This window comes from Clostridium sp., from assembly GCF_036646415.1.
Lineage (GTDB): Bacteria > Bacillota > Clostridia > Clostridiales > Clostridiaceae > Clostridium_J.
Window position 1 is genome coordinate 1 of the sequence record NZ_JAVXMF010000011.1, and the last position, 13929, is coordinate 13929.

Sequence of the window (13929 nt, forward strand, 5' to 3'; positions counted from 1 at the left end):
CCGCACGTACGGTTCTAAGAGGGGCTAGGGTAGTGATTCCCTAGTCTACTTACCGATTGTAAAATATTTAAACAACAAATGCCGCTAAAGCAAAATTTAGCGGCTTTTATTTTGGGTTTTATCGGTTACTAATCTATTCTTTTCACATACTATATTATAAAAGTAGTAAAATTATTGATTTTTTAGTATGTAACAGTATAAGTTAGTAAAGCTATTAGAAAATTTAATCTAAACATACTATATAGGAGGAATCATGGGGATAAAAAGTACAGATAATAGAGGGGACAAGAAAAGAAAATCAAAAAACACTGTAATAATCTCAATTGTAGGTATATTTCTAGCTCTAGTATTCTCAGCAGGGTTCTATGGCTATAAACTATATTCCAACGTAGAACAGGTAAAGATAACGGATGAGGAGTTAGGCTTAACTACAAAACCTGTAGAAGGAAGTGAAGAAGAGATTGAATTGAAGGAAAGTGAAGAAAAAGAAAGTGAAGTGAATTATGGAACCTTTCGTCAAGGTGATAGATTTATAAATATAGCTTTAATGGGAGTTGATGCAAGAAGCTTAAAGGATGATACTGGTACAAGGGCAGATTGTATCATGGTTTTATCCATAGATAGAGAAAATAAATCCATGAAGCTTGGATCTATTGCTAGGGATACCTATGCAAATATTGAGGGTTATGGAATGGATAAGATTAATCATGCTTATGCATTTGGAGGACCTGCGTTAATGGTGAAAACTCTAAATCAGAATTTTGATTTAAATATTAGTAACTTTGTTGTGGTTAATTTCTTTGGCATGGAAAAGATTATTGATAGACTTGGTGGAGTTGAAATTGAAGTGGATGAGGAAGAAATTCAATATATTAATAGCTATATAAATGAGATTAAAAACATTGAAGGTGTTAGTTGTGATGGAATAACAACTCCTGGAATCTATAATTTAAATGGTATACAAGCTGTTGCTTATTCAAGAATAAGATATACATCAGGAGGCGATTTTAAAAGGACTGAAAGACAGAGAGAAGTATTACTGAAGCTGGCTGGAAAAAGTAGTAGTATAAAGCTTACTGATGTAATGCCAATAATAAATGAATTATCCTCAAATCTTAAAACAACTTTAAGTGCATCAGATATGCTAAGTATTGCCACTGAGATAATTAAAGGTGGATACCAAAGAAATATGGAAGAAAAAATGTTTCCAGAAGCTGAGTATTCAGGGGGAGATATGATTAATGGAATATATTATTATGTAACAGATTTAGAGCAGGCAAAAGCAAGAATCCATGAATACTTATTTGGTGAATAGCATCATCAAGGCAACGCTCCACGAGAGTTAAAAAATTTACAATTGATAAGTTAACACCATAGAATTTGATTTTGTGGTGTATTTTTATTTAATAATACCACAATATCCAAGGCGGCAAATATTTAAATATGTCCATATTTCAATATAGAAATATGGACATATTTAAGTTGTCTACATATTACAAAAATTATCACATAAAACTATGATTTTTGATGGTGTTGTCATTGCAGGTATGCTCTTAGTACTACTACCATATACCACTACAAGATTTCTATTTTCAATATTACCTAAAAAAGTCTGGTTATTTTGAAGCAATATCTGTGTTTTATGACTAATATTAAGCTTAAGCATACCATCACTATTTATTAGTTTTCTATTGAAATGATCAACCTCAACATTTTGTTTTTTGGATTTTACCGCTATGACAATAGCACGGAATTGAGGTGGAAATATCAGTGGTACAGGCGCGAAAGCATCATAAAATGCAATTATATTATCACCAGGTCTGATATTAACATGGTCTACAAAATAAGTATTTATGCTAACTACCAAATTAAAGTTATCATCACTTTTACCTCGCACTGACATGAGCATTGTACATCCAGATTCATCATCTGTTGTAGTTTTCATAATTTCTATACAAGTAACTATTCCCTCAACACTTAAAAAATTTTTCACTATTAAGCCTCCATATAGTAACATATTATTTTATTATATATTATGAAAATGAAGAATATGTGTTACTAATGGAGATACTTGTTTCAATAATATAAGAATGGAAGCCTGGTAAATTTATTGCCAGGCTTTTTGTTCGTCTAACATGTATGCTAAGACCATAGGTTAATAGATGTTATGGGTCTTTCTAATAGAGACTTAGAATGGAATATACTAGAATAGAGGAAATTAAAGTAGTAAATAATACACATAGAGTAAAGTAATTACAGAATAAATCGAATATTAAAATATAACTAATATTAAAACATAACAAAAAACAAGAGAGGAGGATTATGATGACAAAAGGTTTTACAGATGAAATAATGTTAAAATACATAGAAGATAAATTAAAAGGGAAACTTATAAATGACTTTGACACTGACTTCATCAATGAAGCCATTAAGTTCAATATAAATGATAATATTTGTACAATATGTGAGTTTATGAGAATTGATTATGTAATTAAGAAAATGAATTGTCATGAAATTATGGATTATATAAAATTATACTCTGTATATGGATATATTTTATATCAATGTACAGAAACGGAGGAGCTAGACAGTGACCAAATAGTTGTAGTGTTGCAACTAGTTTTAGAAATAAGTGATGCAATAACTAGTTACTTAACTATGAGATATAATGAGAATGAATTAAAGGGTGCTTTGAAGCAAATTCAAAGTAAGTTAAATTTTAATAATGAACTTGAAAACAAGTTTTAAAAATAACAACTATATAAAATAGATACTTATAAAACTGCGTTTTTACGTAGTTTATTTTTTTCATTAACATACTAAATTAATGTTTAGCTTAGATGATCATTAATAAAGGGACAGACTCAAAACATATTGAATTTGAAGTTCATCCCTTTTAACTATATTAAATTTTAAGTATAGTATTTAATTTTGATAAGGCTAAATTCTTACGCTTTATAACAGTGTTATATCCAATGTTATTTAATCTAGCGTAATCACTTAAGGTTCCAAAGTTATCAAGGTATACAAATTCTATCACATCTCTTAGTTTTTCTGAAAGATTTTCAACTTCCTTTCTTAAAATTTCACAGCCTTCCTTTGTAACATAGTCATCTTCAATGGAGGTTTTATCTGGCAATAAATCTTTGAGTTCAAGTCCGCTTGATACTGGAGTTTCTAAGCTTTGAATAAAGTTTTCGTTAGTCTTTTGTCTTATTAAATAATTGAAGTTATTTTTTATGGCAAAGGTAACATAACTTGTGAAGTTTCCTTTACCTGGAGTATATTTTTCAATTGCCTTTATTATTGACATATATCCAATCTGTATTAAGTCATCCATCTCATATCCATTGATATATACCCTAGAAGCGTGTTTTATTATGAAGAATTTATAAGAACTTAATAATTCTTCTATGGCAACAATATCCCCCTCTTTTGCATTTGCAACTAATTCATCTAATTCTTTGTAATTCATTAGCATGTCCCCCTTAATTTATTTAATAAGATATATGCAATTTTTTTATTAAATGTAAAATTTATCAAGCAATAAATTAATATTAACACAAACGTACGTTCTTGTAAACCGAATGTTGAAAATTTATATTCTATTTTTATTTATAAAATCAGGAGTAATATATAATCATAATGGATGAGAAAACTTGGATTATGGTATATAATGTTATGGGGTAAGTAAATACATTAGGAAAAACTATTGGGGGGGGGTAATAATATAATGAACAAAAAAATTCGTAAAGCAATAATACCAGCGGCAGGTCTTGGTACAAGATTTTTACCTGCAACAAAGGCACAACCAAAGGAAATGTTACCAATTGTAGATAAACCTACTCTTCAGTACATAATTGAAGAATGTGTAGCGTCTGGAATAGAAGAAATTCTTATTATCACGGGGAGAAATAAGAAGAGTATTGAGGATCACTTTGATAAATCTATAGAGCTAGAGATGGAGCTTGAGAAATCCGGTAAGGATGAAATGCTTAAAATGGTTAGAGATATCTCTGATATGATTAATATTCATTTCATAAGACAAAAGGAGCCAAGAGGTCTTGGCCATGCTATTCATTGTGCTAAGACTTTTGTAGGGGATGAACCCTTTGCAGTACTTTTAGGGGATGATATTGTGTATAACGATGAAAAGCCATGTTTAAAGCAGCTTATTGATTGTTATGAGAAGTATGAAAGTTCCGTACTGGGTGTACAAACTGTAAATAAGAGTCAAGTGAATAAGTATGGGATTGTTGGAGGAACTAATATAGCAGATAGAGTATATAAAGTTCATGATTTAGTAGAAAAGCCAGCTGTAGAAGAAGCTCCTTCTAATGTAGCTATATTAGGTAGATATATAATAACTCCAAGGATATTTGAGATATTAGAAGAAACAGCTCCTGGTAAAGGTGGGGAAATCCAACTTACTGATGCTCTTCTTAAGTTAATAGAGGAAGAGGATATGTATGCCTATGACTTTGAAGGAAAAAGATATGATGCTGGAGATAAACTTGGGTTTCTTCAAGCTACAGTAGAATATGCCCTTAGAAAACCTGAACTAAAAGATGGATTTATTCAGTACTTAAAGGACTTAGTAGCTTCATTAAATGATTAAACTTAAAAGGTTTAGTAAAAGTATAATGTTAGGTGAACGGAGGGATATACTTGAAAAGTGAAAGAATGCAAACAGCTATATGTATAGTGTTATTAGTTGCCTTAATAGGGGTTTTAGGACTAGGGGTATATAAGAGTAAGAAGGAACATGATAAACTTGCAAAATTAAAGGAAGATTATGAGGTTTCCATTAATACAGAGGCTAAGAATACGGAAAATAATACTGGTGAAGGAACTGTGGCAGAGAAGGATGTCCAAGATAAATTCGATTTAAAGGATAAAAATCTTCTATCACTGGGAGATGGAGTATCTAAGGATGGGATTTATCAAGGAAAGGTCAAAGAGCTGACAGGTATGGCATCAGTAACCAATTTAGCTAGTAATGGATTATTACTTAGCAATATGGTAGATAATATTAATGTGGAAACTCTAAAGGATGTAGACTTAGTAATAATCATGGGTGGAACTAATGATTACACCAATAATAAGATTATAGGTAATAAAGAAGATGATGATAAGGTAGATAGCTTCTATGGAAATATTCAAGGTGTTATCAATAAAATAAAGAAATCAAAGAAAGATGTTGAAATAGTATTCTTAACACCATTAAAGCATGGGGAAATTCAAAATCAACCAAGTTACCCAGATGCAAATAATATCGGAAGCAAGCTAGATGACTATGTTAATGCTATTATAGAAGTCTGTGAGAAAAATTCAGTTAAGGTAATAGATCTATTTAATGAAAGTGGAATTGAATTGAGTAATATGGCAGAGTACACTACTAATAACATAATGTTAAATGAAAAAGGACATGAAAAAGTGGCACAGATTATTAGTGAGAAGTTAAAAGAAATATATTCAAAATAATAATAAGATGTGAGTTTTCATGTTATAGTGTATATCAAAAATTTAAACAAATCATCCGGTATTACTTGCGAAAGATAATGAGTGTTTGTTAATATTAAACATATAAGTGTTGTAAAATATAAATGGAGGTATTGAAAATGGAACCTTTAAAACTAACTAATTCTGTTCATTGGGTAGGGATTAATAATCCAGAGCTCAGAGTCTTTGACATAATAATGGAAACAAAGAAGGGAACCACCTATAATTCTTATTTAATTGAAGATGAGAAAATTGCTATAATTGACACAGTTAAAAGTGGATACTTTGATCAGTATTTAAAAAATATCAAGTCCGTTATTGGAGATAAGAAGGTTGACTATATTGTGGTCCAACATACGGAGCTTGATCACAGTGGTTCTTTAAAAGAACTTTTAAATGAATATCCAGAGGCAGTAGTAGTTGGTTCTAAGGCTGCTTTAAAATATACTAGTAAAATCTTAAATAAAGAGTTTAATTCTATGGATGCTAAGGGTGACCTTTCTCTTGGAAACAATACACTAAGATTTATTTCTGCACCAAATCTTCACTGGCCTGATAGTATTTTTACTTATCTAGTGGAGGAGAAAATTCTATTTACCTGTGATGTTATGGGCTGTCATTATTCTTCTAGTGGATGTATTACTGATGTATGTAATGATAACTATGAAACAGAGATGAAATATTATTACGATGTTATTATGAGTCCTTTCCAAAGGTTCGTTAATATGGCTCTTGATAAAATTGAAAACTTAGAAACTGCAATGATTGCTCCAAGTCATGGACCAGTTCATGTTAATGATATAGAGCATTATAAGAATCTTTATAGGAAGTGGGCTAAGCCTTATATAGTTGAAGAGAAGAATATTCAGATATTCTATGTTTCAGCCTATGGAAATACGGAAAAGGTTGCACATTACTTTAAGGAAATTATAGAGAAAGCTGGAATTAAAGCTGATGTTCATGAGATAACCTCACGTCCAATGGCAGAGCTTATAACTCTTGTGGATAGAGCCAGTGGTATTCTTGTAGGTTCACCAACAATAAACCAAGATGCAGTGGAGCCAGCTTGGGATTTACTTGCTCATGTTAGTGCTATTGTTAATCGTGGGAAGATAGCTGGAGCCTTTGGTTCATACGGATGGAGCGGTGAAGGTGTTGACATGTTAACAGCTAGATTGAAAAGTCTTAAGCTGAAGGTGGTTGAACAAGGCTTTAAGTTTAACTTTGTACCAAGTGAAGAAGAGTTTAAGATGGCTGATGAATTTATTGGAAAATTCCTTGATTTAAGATCTACTTGCTAAATTTATAATTAAGACAAAAGAGATGTTCAAATAGTTTGAACATCTCTTTTGTTATTGTAACTTTAAAAAAATTTTAACATATATTATATTGTACCAAAATAATTTAGGGGGTAGTATGAAATCAAATATAAGAGGGAACTTAGGTAGAAATATTAGTGAGAGAGAATCTACTAACTTAGAAGAAACCATTAATATAAAAGAAATGTTAGATGTTCCAATAAGAAGATGGAAACTTATATTAATTTCTATCTTAAGCATAACTTTAATGGTAGCAATATTTACGTTTTTCTTAATAAAGCCACAATATGAGACAAGTGCTAAAGTATTTATTGGTAAGGAGCAAGGATCTAAGGAAGAGTATAGTACCAATGATGTACAAATGTATCAGCAACTCCTAAAGACTTATTCAGAGTTAATAAAGACTAAAGATTTAACCAAGGCTGCAATAGACTCTTCGAGTATTGATATTACTCCAGTAGAGGTTCTAAAAAAATTAACGGTGGTAACAGTGGCAGATACTCAGATAATTGAAATTAAGTATAGAAGTAAAAGTCCGGATGAGGCTCTTAAAATGATAAATTCTATAATAAATGAGTTTGTACAATTGTCGGTTAAGCTGGTGCCAAATGGTAATGTGCAAGTTTTAGAGAGTGCAACATTCCCAGAAAAATCAGTTGTTCCAAATAAGATATTGAATTTATGTGTAGGAATTTTATTAGGGTTAATGGTAGGTATAGGATTAAGTTTTTCATTAGAATTTTTGGATAATACCTATAAAACCAGGGAGCAGGTAGAAAGAGAATTAGGTATACCTGTAATTGGACAGATTCCCAAGGATGGAATTATAAGTAAAGGGGAGAAAAAATGAAAACTTACTTAGTAACAGGTGGGGCAGGGTTTATAGGATCAAACTTTGTGTTATACATGTTAGATAAATATGTAAATATAAAAATAGTTAATTTAGATAAGTTAACTTATGCAGGTAATTTGAAAAATCTAAAGTCAATAAAAGATGATGAAAGACATATATTTCTTCAAGGTGATATATGTGATAAAGAGTTAGTAAGTGGACTGTTTGAAAAATATGATATAGATTATATAGTTCACTTTGCTGCAGAATCTCATGTAGATAGAAGCATCAGGGAACCGGAGGTTTTTGTAAAGACTAATATATTAGGAACTGTAAATTTATTAAATTGTGCAAAGAAGGCATGGGAAACTTCAACAGGGTGGAAGGCTGGTGTGAAATTCCATAATGTATCTACAGATGAGGTATATGGTTCACTTGGGAACACAGGTTATTTCACGGAAATTACTCCCCTAGATCCACATAGTCCTTATTCTGCCAGTAAGGCGGGGGCCGATTTAATGGTTAAGGCATATGGAGATACTTATAATATGCCTATAAATATTACAAGATGTTCAAATAACTATGGAAAATTTCAGTTTCCAGAAAAATTAATACCGCTATTGATAAATAATTGTCTACAACACAAGGAGTTACCAATCTACGGTGATGGAATGAATATAAGAGATTGGCTATTTGTTGAGGATCACTGTAAGGCTATAGATATGGTAATTAATAAAGGGAAATTAGGTGAAATATATAATGTGGGTGGACATAATGAAAAAACTAACATTGAAATAATTGATACAATTATTCATTATCTAAATGAGAATGTAGATAATGAAATAACTGAAAAGTTAAAGAAACATGTAGAAGATAGAAAAGGTCATGATAGAAGATACGGGATAGATCCTAATTATATTAAGGAGGAGCTAGGATGGTATCCAGAAACTACTTTTGAAGTGGGCATAGTTAAAACTATACAATGGTATCTAGATAATAAGGAATGGATGAATAATGTGACTTCTAGAATTTATCAAAGTTAATATGATAATATGTATATAAAGTAAATAATAGTTCAAGAGATGACACCTAAGATTTTATTGAAGCTGATAAGGATGATAATCCTAAGTAAACTGCAAATCAAAGAAATAGCATCTAAGATTTTATTGAAGTATCAAAGTGATATTTTCATAAAACTTAGGTGCTTTCTTTATGTAGTTTTATATAGACCTAATATTTAGCTAGTAAGATTTTTATGTAGAGGAAGGGAAATATGAATCAATAATTCTATGAAAAATAGATGTATCACAAATCAATATAAAAATCATATACTGTACTATGCAGAAATGATTTATGTAACTGAATAGAAGTAAATATACTAATTTTTACTTGAGGAGGAGAGGAGTAAATGCATATAGTTGAAAAAGAACCCAAATCTATTGTAGCAGAGAGTTATAGAACGCTAAGAACAAATTTGCAGTATTCATCCTTTGATGGGGATTATAAGGTAATAGTAATAACTAGTTCAAATCCAAGTGAGGGAAAGAGTACTGTAGCAGGAAATCTAGCCCTATCTTTAGCAAAGGGTGATAAAAAGGTAATATTGATAGACTGTGATTTAAGAAAACCAGCCTTACATAAAAGGTTTAAATTGTCTAATGTCACAGGATTGTCAGATATAATATTAGCAAAAGAAAGGAGTGTAGTAGTAGGGCAGAGATATAATGAAAATCTTATAGTGATAACAGTAGGAACCATACCACCAAATCCATCAGAAATGCTAGGATCTAAATATATGGCTAACTTAATAGAAGCTTTAAAGAAATTATATGATTATGTGATATTAGATACTCCACCTATACAATTAGTTACAGATGCACAAGTTTTATCTGCCAAGGCAGATGGAACCATATTAGTAATAAGAGCAGAAGAAACTAAGAAAAGTTCAGTACATAACGCTATAGACCTATTAAGAAAGGTTAATGCCAATATTATAGGGATTGTACTAAATGGAGTGGATATAAAGGAAAGCAACAACTACTACTATAGTGATACCGATAAGTAACCATTTACCCTTGTAGTACATTTCTAGAGCGTTTATGTTCCTCATTAGGTAGAGCATTAGGATAACCACAGTGAAATGAGGGGTGATGAAATGGAGAGCGTATATTTTATGGGGGAGATGGCATGAAAAAGTATGCCTTGAAAGGTGCGGGACAACAAGGTGAACTTGTAAAAGAAAGTTTGTTTTATTTGTTTTGTAAAAGAATGATGGATATAGTAGCAGCTACATTAACACTTATACTATTAAGCCCAATGTTAATAGTTGTAGCTATTTTAATAAAAATAGAATCCCATGGACCAATAATTTTCAAACAAGAGAGAGTAGGGTTAAGGGGCATACATTTCAATATTTATAAATTTAGAAGTATGGTTATCAATGCTGAGGAATTGAAGAAAAAGCTTGAAAGCCAGAATGAAATGTCAGGTCCAATGTTTAAAATGAAAAATGATCCTAGAGTTACTAGGGTAGGTAGATTTATAAGAAAAACAAGTATAGATGAGTTTCCACAATTTCTAAATGTTTTAAAAGGTGAAATGAGTCTAGTAGGACCTAGGCCAAGCCTTCCAAATGAAGTTGAAAAATTTGAGCCTTGGATGTTGAAAAGATTAACTATAAAACCAGGCTTAACTTGCTATTGGCAGGTATCGGGTAGAAATAATATTGGATTTCAAGAGTGGATGAAAATGGATATAGATTATGTTAATAAAAGAAATTTATGGATAGATATTAAATTGATATTTAAGACTTTAAGGGTGTTGTTTGGAGATGAAAATGCATCTTAGAAGGATTGGCTTATACAACTAGATTAAAGTGAATATACCGTATAAGTTAACAAAATGAGGAGATTTTAGTATATGAATATAGTGATGGTTGGAGCAGGGTATGTTGGGTTAGTTACAGGTGCGTGCTTTTCAGAGGTTGGACACAAGGTAACCTGTGTAGATACTGATGAGAAAAAAATAGAGAAAATGAAAAGCGGAATATCACCCATATTTGAATGTGGGCTAAATGAATTGCTAAAGAAGAATTATGAGGAGGGAAGACTGAACTTTACAGTAGATTATAAAAAAATATATAAGGATGCAGAAGTAATTTTTATAGGAGTTGGAACTCCGGAGAGAGAAGATGGTTCACCAGACCTAAGTTATTTGTATCAGGTATGTAAGCAAATTGCAGATAATGTGGAGAAGGACTGCTTAGTGGTGGTAAAGTCAACAGTTCCAATTGGAACTAATGATAAAGTAGAGGAGTATCTTAATGAGCATAAAATTAATTCAGTTAATATAGAAGTTGCATCAAATCCAGAGTTTTTGTCACAAGGTACAGCAGTTATAGATACACTATATGCAAGTAGAATTGTCATTGGTGTTGAATCTGAAAATGCAGAATCAGTTCTAAGAAAAATTTATGAAAGATTTAATCAACCTATAATAGTCACAAATAGAAGAAGCGCAGAGATGATAAAGTATGCATCAAATGATTTTTTAGCTTTAAAGATTTCATTTATAAATGAAATTGCTAATGTATGTGAAATAGTAGGTGCGGATATTCAAGATGTTACCAAGGGAATGAGTTATGACCCAAGAATAGGAAATAAGTTTTTAAATGCAGGGATTGGATATGGGGGATCCTGTTTTCCAAAGGATACAAAGGCTCTTCATTGGCTTGCAAATGACCATGGATATGAGATAAAGACAATAAAGGCTGCCATAGAAGTTAATGAGAATCAAAAATTTAAATTGTTTAGGCGAGCTAAACAAAGATTTGGGTCTTTAAAGGGAATGAAGGTTGCAGTGTTAGGGTTAACTTTTAAACCAGAAACAGATGATTTAAGAGAAGCTCCATCAATTCCTAATATAAGAAGACTATTAGAAGAGGGTGCAGAAGTAGTTGCTTATGATCCTGTAGGAATAGAAAATTTCAAGGAAATATATCCTAGAGAAATTCAGTATGTAGATACACCAGAAGCAGCATTATTAGGGGCTGATATGGTATTTATATTCACTGAGTGGCAACAAATTAAATTAATAGAATTGAAGAAGTATAAAGAGTTCATGAGCACTCCAATAATATTTGATGGAAGAAATTGTATAGATTTAAAAGAAATTGAGAATATGGGAATAGAGTATTATTCAATAGGAAGAAGGGAAATTGGACCTAGTAAAGTATCGTAAAAAAGTGGTTACAACTACAATATGTTAAGGAATGGTGAAATTATAGTGAAGAAGATTTGTTTTATCGCATCCACAGGAGGTCATTTTGAACAAATTATGATGTTAAAACCACTGATGAATAAATATCATAGTTTTATTATAACAGAGAAGGCTAGTTATAAAGTATCAAATAAAGGTGAAAAAATTTATTATATAAAACAAGTAAATAGAAATGAAGTAAGTTTTATTTTTAAAATGTTATTTAATACCTTAAGTAGCTTAAATATATTCATTAAAGAAAGACCAGATATAGTAATATCTACAGGTGCTTTGGCAACTATACCAATGTGCATAATCGCTAAACTATTTAGAAAAAAAATCATATTTATAGAATCCTTTGCTAAAGTTAATTCACCAACCTTAACAGGAAAGTTAATTTATAAATTTGCAGATAAATTTTATGTGCAGTGGTATAGCATGCTTAATATTTATCCTAAAGCAATATTTAAAGGGGGGATATATTGATATTTATAACTGTAGGATCACAAAAAATCCAATTCAATAGACTATTAAAGGAAGTAGACAGATTAGTTGAAGAGAAGAAAATTACTGAAGAGGTATTTGCTCAAACGGGTTATAGCGATTATTCTCCTAAAAATTATAAATATAAAAAATTCTTAGATAGAGATGAGTTCTCTGACATTATGATGAGTTGTGATAAGGTTATAACTCATGGAGGGACAGGTACTATTATAGGAGCTTTAAAACAGGGAAAAAAGGTTATAGCAGTTCCTAGACTTAAAGAGTTCAGGGAGCATGTAGATAATCATCAGCTGCAAATAATAAATGAGTTTAAAAGTATGGGTTTTATAGAGTCTGGTGAAAACTTAGAAATCCTTAGTAAAGTTATAAAAGATGTAGAAAATATGGAGTTTAAAAAATATACTTCTAATACTGATAATATAATTAATTCAATAGAAAAATTTATACACAAAGAGACTTTTTTAAAAATACTAATGATTGGACCACATCCATATAAGGTTAAAGGTGGTATGTCTACAGTAATAAAAAATTACTATAATTCCCAATTGGCTAAACAGAATAAGATTATTCCAATAAATACTGTAGTAGATGGCAATAAAATTACCAAGTTACTATGTTGTTTATGTTCATATATAAAAATGTTTATGTATTTAATATTTTGCAATATTGATATAGTTCATGTCCATGTAGCATCAAGAAAAAGCTTTTACAGAAAATCCTTCTTTATTAGGTTGGCCCATAGATTTAGGAAAAAAATTATTATCCACATCCATGGTGGTGAATTTGATAAATTTTATTGGAATGAATCAAATAGTAATCAGCAAAAATATATAACTAAAATATTAAATTATGGTGATACAATAATTGCACTAGGAGAAAAATGGAAAACCAGTATATCAAAGTATTGTGATAGAAATATTGAAGTTATATATAATTCTATAGATTCAAGAAGTGAGAATTCTTATGATTCCAATTCTAAAAATATCGTTTTTTTAGGAAGGTTGGAAGAGCAGAAAGGGGTTTATGATCTAATTGAGGCTGCAGAAAAGGTTATTGCTGAAGAGCCTGATATAAAGTTCATATTAGCTGGATGTAGCAAGGATAAGAAAATAGAAGATATTCTTCATAAGAAAGGGCTTAAAGATAATTTTATTTTACCTGGCTGGATTAATGAAGAAGAGATAAAAAAATTATTTTGTAATACTATGATTTTTGTACTACCATCCTACAATGAAGGAATGCCAATGTCAATTTTAGAGGCTATGTCTTTTGGTATTCCAATTATTTCAACCAAAGTTGGGTCTATACCAGAAATAATACAACATGGAACAAATGGCATATTACTTCAACCGGGGGATGTTGAAACCTTAGGAAATTCATTATTAGATCTAATAAGTAATAAAGATAAAAGATTGTTTTTTAGTAGAGAAAATTATAAAGATGCAAATGAAAAGTATAGTAATATAGCTAACTATAAGAAATTAAATAGTTTATATGAAAGGTGATTAGTGTGTA

At 30.6% G+C, this 13929-nt stretch carries 14 protein-coding genes; 12 read left to right on the plus strand and 2 right to left on the minus strand.

Features of this window, described 5'->3' with window-relative positions:
* The first annotated feature begins 253 nt into the window (after window positions 1-253).
* Window positions 254-1315 (plus strand): LCP family protein, encoded by a 1062-nt coding sequence (locus RSD37_RS09055; RefSeq protein WP_346946405.1) that lies wholly within the window; start codon window positions 254-256, stop codon window positions 1313-1315.
* A 171-nt stretch (window positions 1316-1486) separates the two neighbouring features.
* Here RSD37_RS09055 and RSD37_RS09060 read toward each other — a convergent pair whose 3' ends face one another.
* Window positions 1487-1993, minus strand: coding sequence for a hypothetical protein (locus RSD37_RS09060; RefSeq protein ID WP_346946406.1), 507 nt, complete (start codon window positions 1991-1993; stop codon window positions 1487-1489).
* A gap of 332 nt (window positions 1994-2325) precedes the next feature.
* On the opposite strand from RSD37_RS09060, the gene RSD37_RS09065 reads away from it, so the two are divergent.
* Window positions 2326-2748, plus strand: coding sequence for a hypothetical protein (locus RSD37_RS09065; protein ID WP_346946407.1), 423 nt, complete (start codon window positions 2326-2328; stop codon window positions 2746-2748).
* A 157-nt stretch (window positions 2749-2905) separates the two neighbouring features.
* On the opposite strand, the gene RSD37_RS09070 is transcribed toward RSD37_RS09065, so the two are convergent.
* The gene (locus RSD37_RS09070) at window positions 2906-3475 is read right to left on the minus strand and encodes a sigma-70 family RNA polymerase sigma factor (RefSeq protein WP_346946408.1); all 570 of its coding nucleotides are present in this window, start codon (window positions 3473-3475) and stop codon (window positions 2906-2908) included.
* A gap of 258 nt (window positions 3476-3733) precedes the next feature.
* Here RSD37_RS09070 and galU point away from each other — a divergent pair, with 258 nt between their 5' ends.
* From galU to pssE, 10 genes are all read left to right on the plus strand, one after another.
* The gene (gene galU, locus RSD37_RS09075; RefSeq protein WP_346946409.1) at window positions 3734-4618 is read left to right on the plus strand and encodes a UTP--glucose-1-phosphate uridylyltransferase GalU; all 885 of its coding nucleotides are present in this window, start codon (window positions 3734-3736) and stop codon (window positions 4616-4618) included.
* Between the two features lie 50 nt (window positions 4619-4668).
* A complete protein-coding gene (locus RSD37_RS09080) occupies window positions 4669-5484 on the plus strand; it encodes an SGNH/GDSL hydrolase family protein (RefSeq protein ID WP_346946410.1) in 816 nt (271 codons plus the stop codon).
* 137 nt (window positions 5485-5621) lie between these two features.
* Window positions 5622-6803: an FprA family A-type flavoprotein gene (locus RSD37_RS09085; protein WP_346946411.1), complete on the plus strand. Its 1182-nt coding sequence runs from the start codon at window positions 5622-5624 to the stop codon at window positions 6801-6803.
* Between the two features lie 115 nt (window positions 6804-6918).
* Window positions 6919-7671 carry a Wzz/FepE/Etk N-terminal domain-containing protein gene (locus tag RSD37_RS09090; RefSeq protein WP_346946412.1) on the plus strand — a complete coding sequence of 251 codons (753 nt, stop codon included), beginning with the start codon at window positions 6919-6921 and terminating at the stop codon, window positions 7669-7671.
* On the plus strand, window positions 7668-8696 hold the full coding sequence (rfbB, locus tag RSD37_RS09095; RefSeq protein WP_346946413.1) for a dTDP-glucose 4,6-dehydratase: 1029 nt from the start codon (window positions 7668-7670) through the stop codon (window positions 8694-8696). The genes RSD37_RS09090 and rfbB overlap by 4 nt, the downstream gene beginning before the upstream one ends.
* A gap of 365 nt (window positions 8697-9061) precedes the next feature.
* Window positions 9062-9718 (plus strand): CpsD/CapB family tyrosine-protein kinase, encoded by a 657-nt coding sequence (locus RSD37_RS09100; protein ID WP_346946414.1) that lies wholly within the window; start codon window positions 9062-9064, stop codon window positions 9716-9718.
* Between the two features lie 122 nt (window positions 9719-9840).
* Window positions 9841-10500 (plus strand): sugar transferase, encoded by a 660-nt coding sequence (locus RSD37_RS09105; protein WP_346946415.1) that lies wholly within the window; start codon window positions 9841-9843, stop codon window positions 10498-10500.
* Between the two features lie 72 nt (window positions 10501-10572).
* The gene (locus RSD37_RS09110) at window positions 10573-11892 is read left to right on the plus strand and encodes a UDP-glucose/GDP-mannose dehydrogenase family protein (protein WP_346946416.1); all 1320 of its coding nucleotides are present in this window, start codon (window positions 10573-10575) and stop codon (window positions 11890-11892) included.
* Between the two features lie 45 nt (window positions 11893-11937).
* The gene (gene pssD / locus RSD37_RS09115) at window positions 11938-12396 is read left to right on the plus strand and encodes a PssD/Cps14F family polysaccharide biosynthesis glycosyltransferase (protein ID WP_346946417.1); all 459 of its coding nucleotides are present in this window, start codon (window positions 11938-11940) and stop codon (window positions 12394-12396) included.
* Complete coding sequence (gene pssE / locus RSD37_RS09120; protein ID WP_346946418.1) at window positions 12393-13919, plus strand: PssE/Cps14G family polysaccharide biosynthesis glycosyltransferase; 1527 nt, start codon at window positions 12393-12395, stop codon at window positions 13917-13919. The genes pssD and pssE overlap by 4 nt, the downstream gene beginning before the upstream one ends.
* Window positions 13920-13929: the final 10 nt, after the last annotated feature.

Excerpts from the sequence above, each read along its gene's own strand:
- RSD37_RS09085 (WP_346946411.1), top strand. The coding sequence starts at position 5,622 with ATGGAACCTTTAAAACTAACTAATTCTGTTCATTGGGTAGGGATTAAT.
- RSD37_RS09090 (WP_346946412.1), top strand. The coding sequence starts at position 6,919 with ATGAAATCAAATATAAGAGGGAACTTAGGTAGAAATATTAGTGAGAGA.
- RSD37_RS09105 (WP_346946415.1), top strand. The coding sequence starts at position 9,841 with ATGAAAAAGTATGCCTTGAAAGGTGCGGGACAACAAGGTGAACTTGTA.
- RSD37_RS09100 (WP_346946414.1), top strand. The coding sequence starts at position 9,062 with ATGCATATAGTTGAAAAAGAACCCAAATCTATTGTAGCAGAGAGTTAT.
- galU (WP_346946409.1), top strand. The coding sequence starts at position 3,734 with ATGAACAAAAAAATTCGTAAAGCAATAATACCAGCGGCAGGTCTTGGT.
- RSD37_RS09070 (WP_346946408.1), bottom strand. The coding sequence starts at position 3,475 with ATGAATTACAAAGAATTAGATGAATTAGTTGCAAATGCAAAAGAGGGG.
- RSD37_RS09065 (WP_346946407.1), top strand. The coding sequence starts at position 2,326 with ATGACAAAAGGTTTTACAGATGAAATAATGTTAAAATACATAGAAGAT.
- RSD37_RS09055 (WP_346946405.1), top strand. The coding sequence starts at position 254 with ATGGGGATAAAAAGTACAGATAATAGAGGGGACAAGAAAAGAAAATCA.
- RSD37_RS09110 (WP_346946416.1), top strand. The coding sequence starts at position 10,573 with ATGAATATAGTGATGGTTGGAGCAGGGTATGTTGGGTTAGTTACAGGT.
- rfbB (WP_346946413.1), top strand. The coding sequence starts at position 7,668 with ATGAAAACTTACTTAGTAACAGGTGGGGCAGGGTTTATAGGATCAAAC.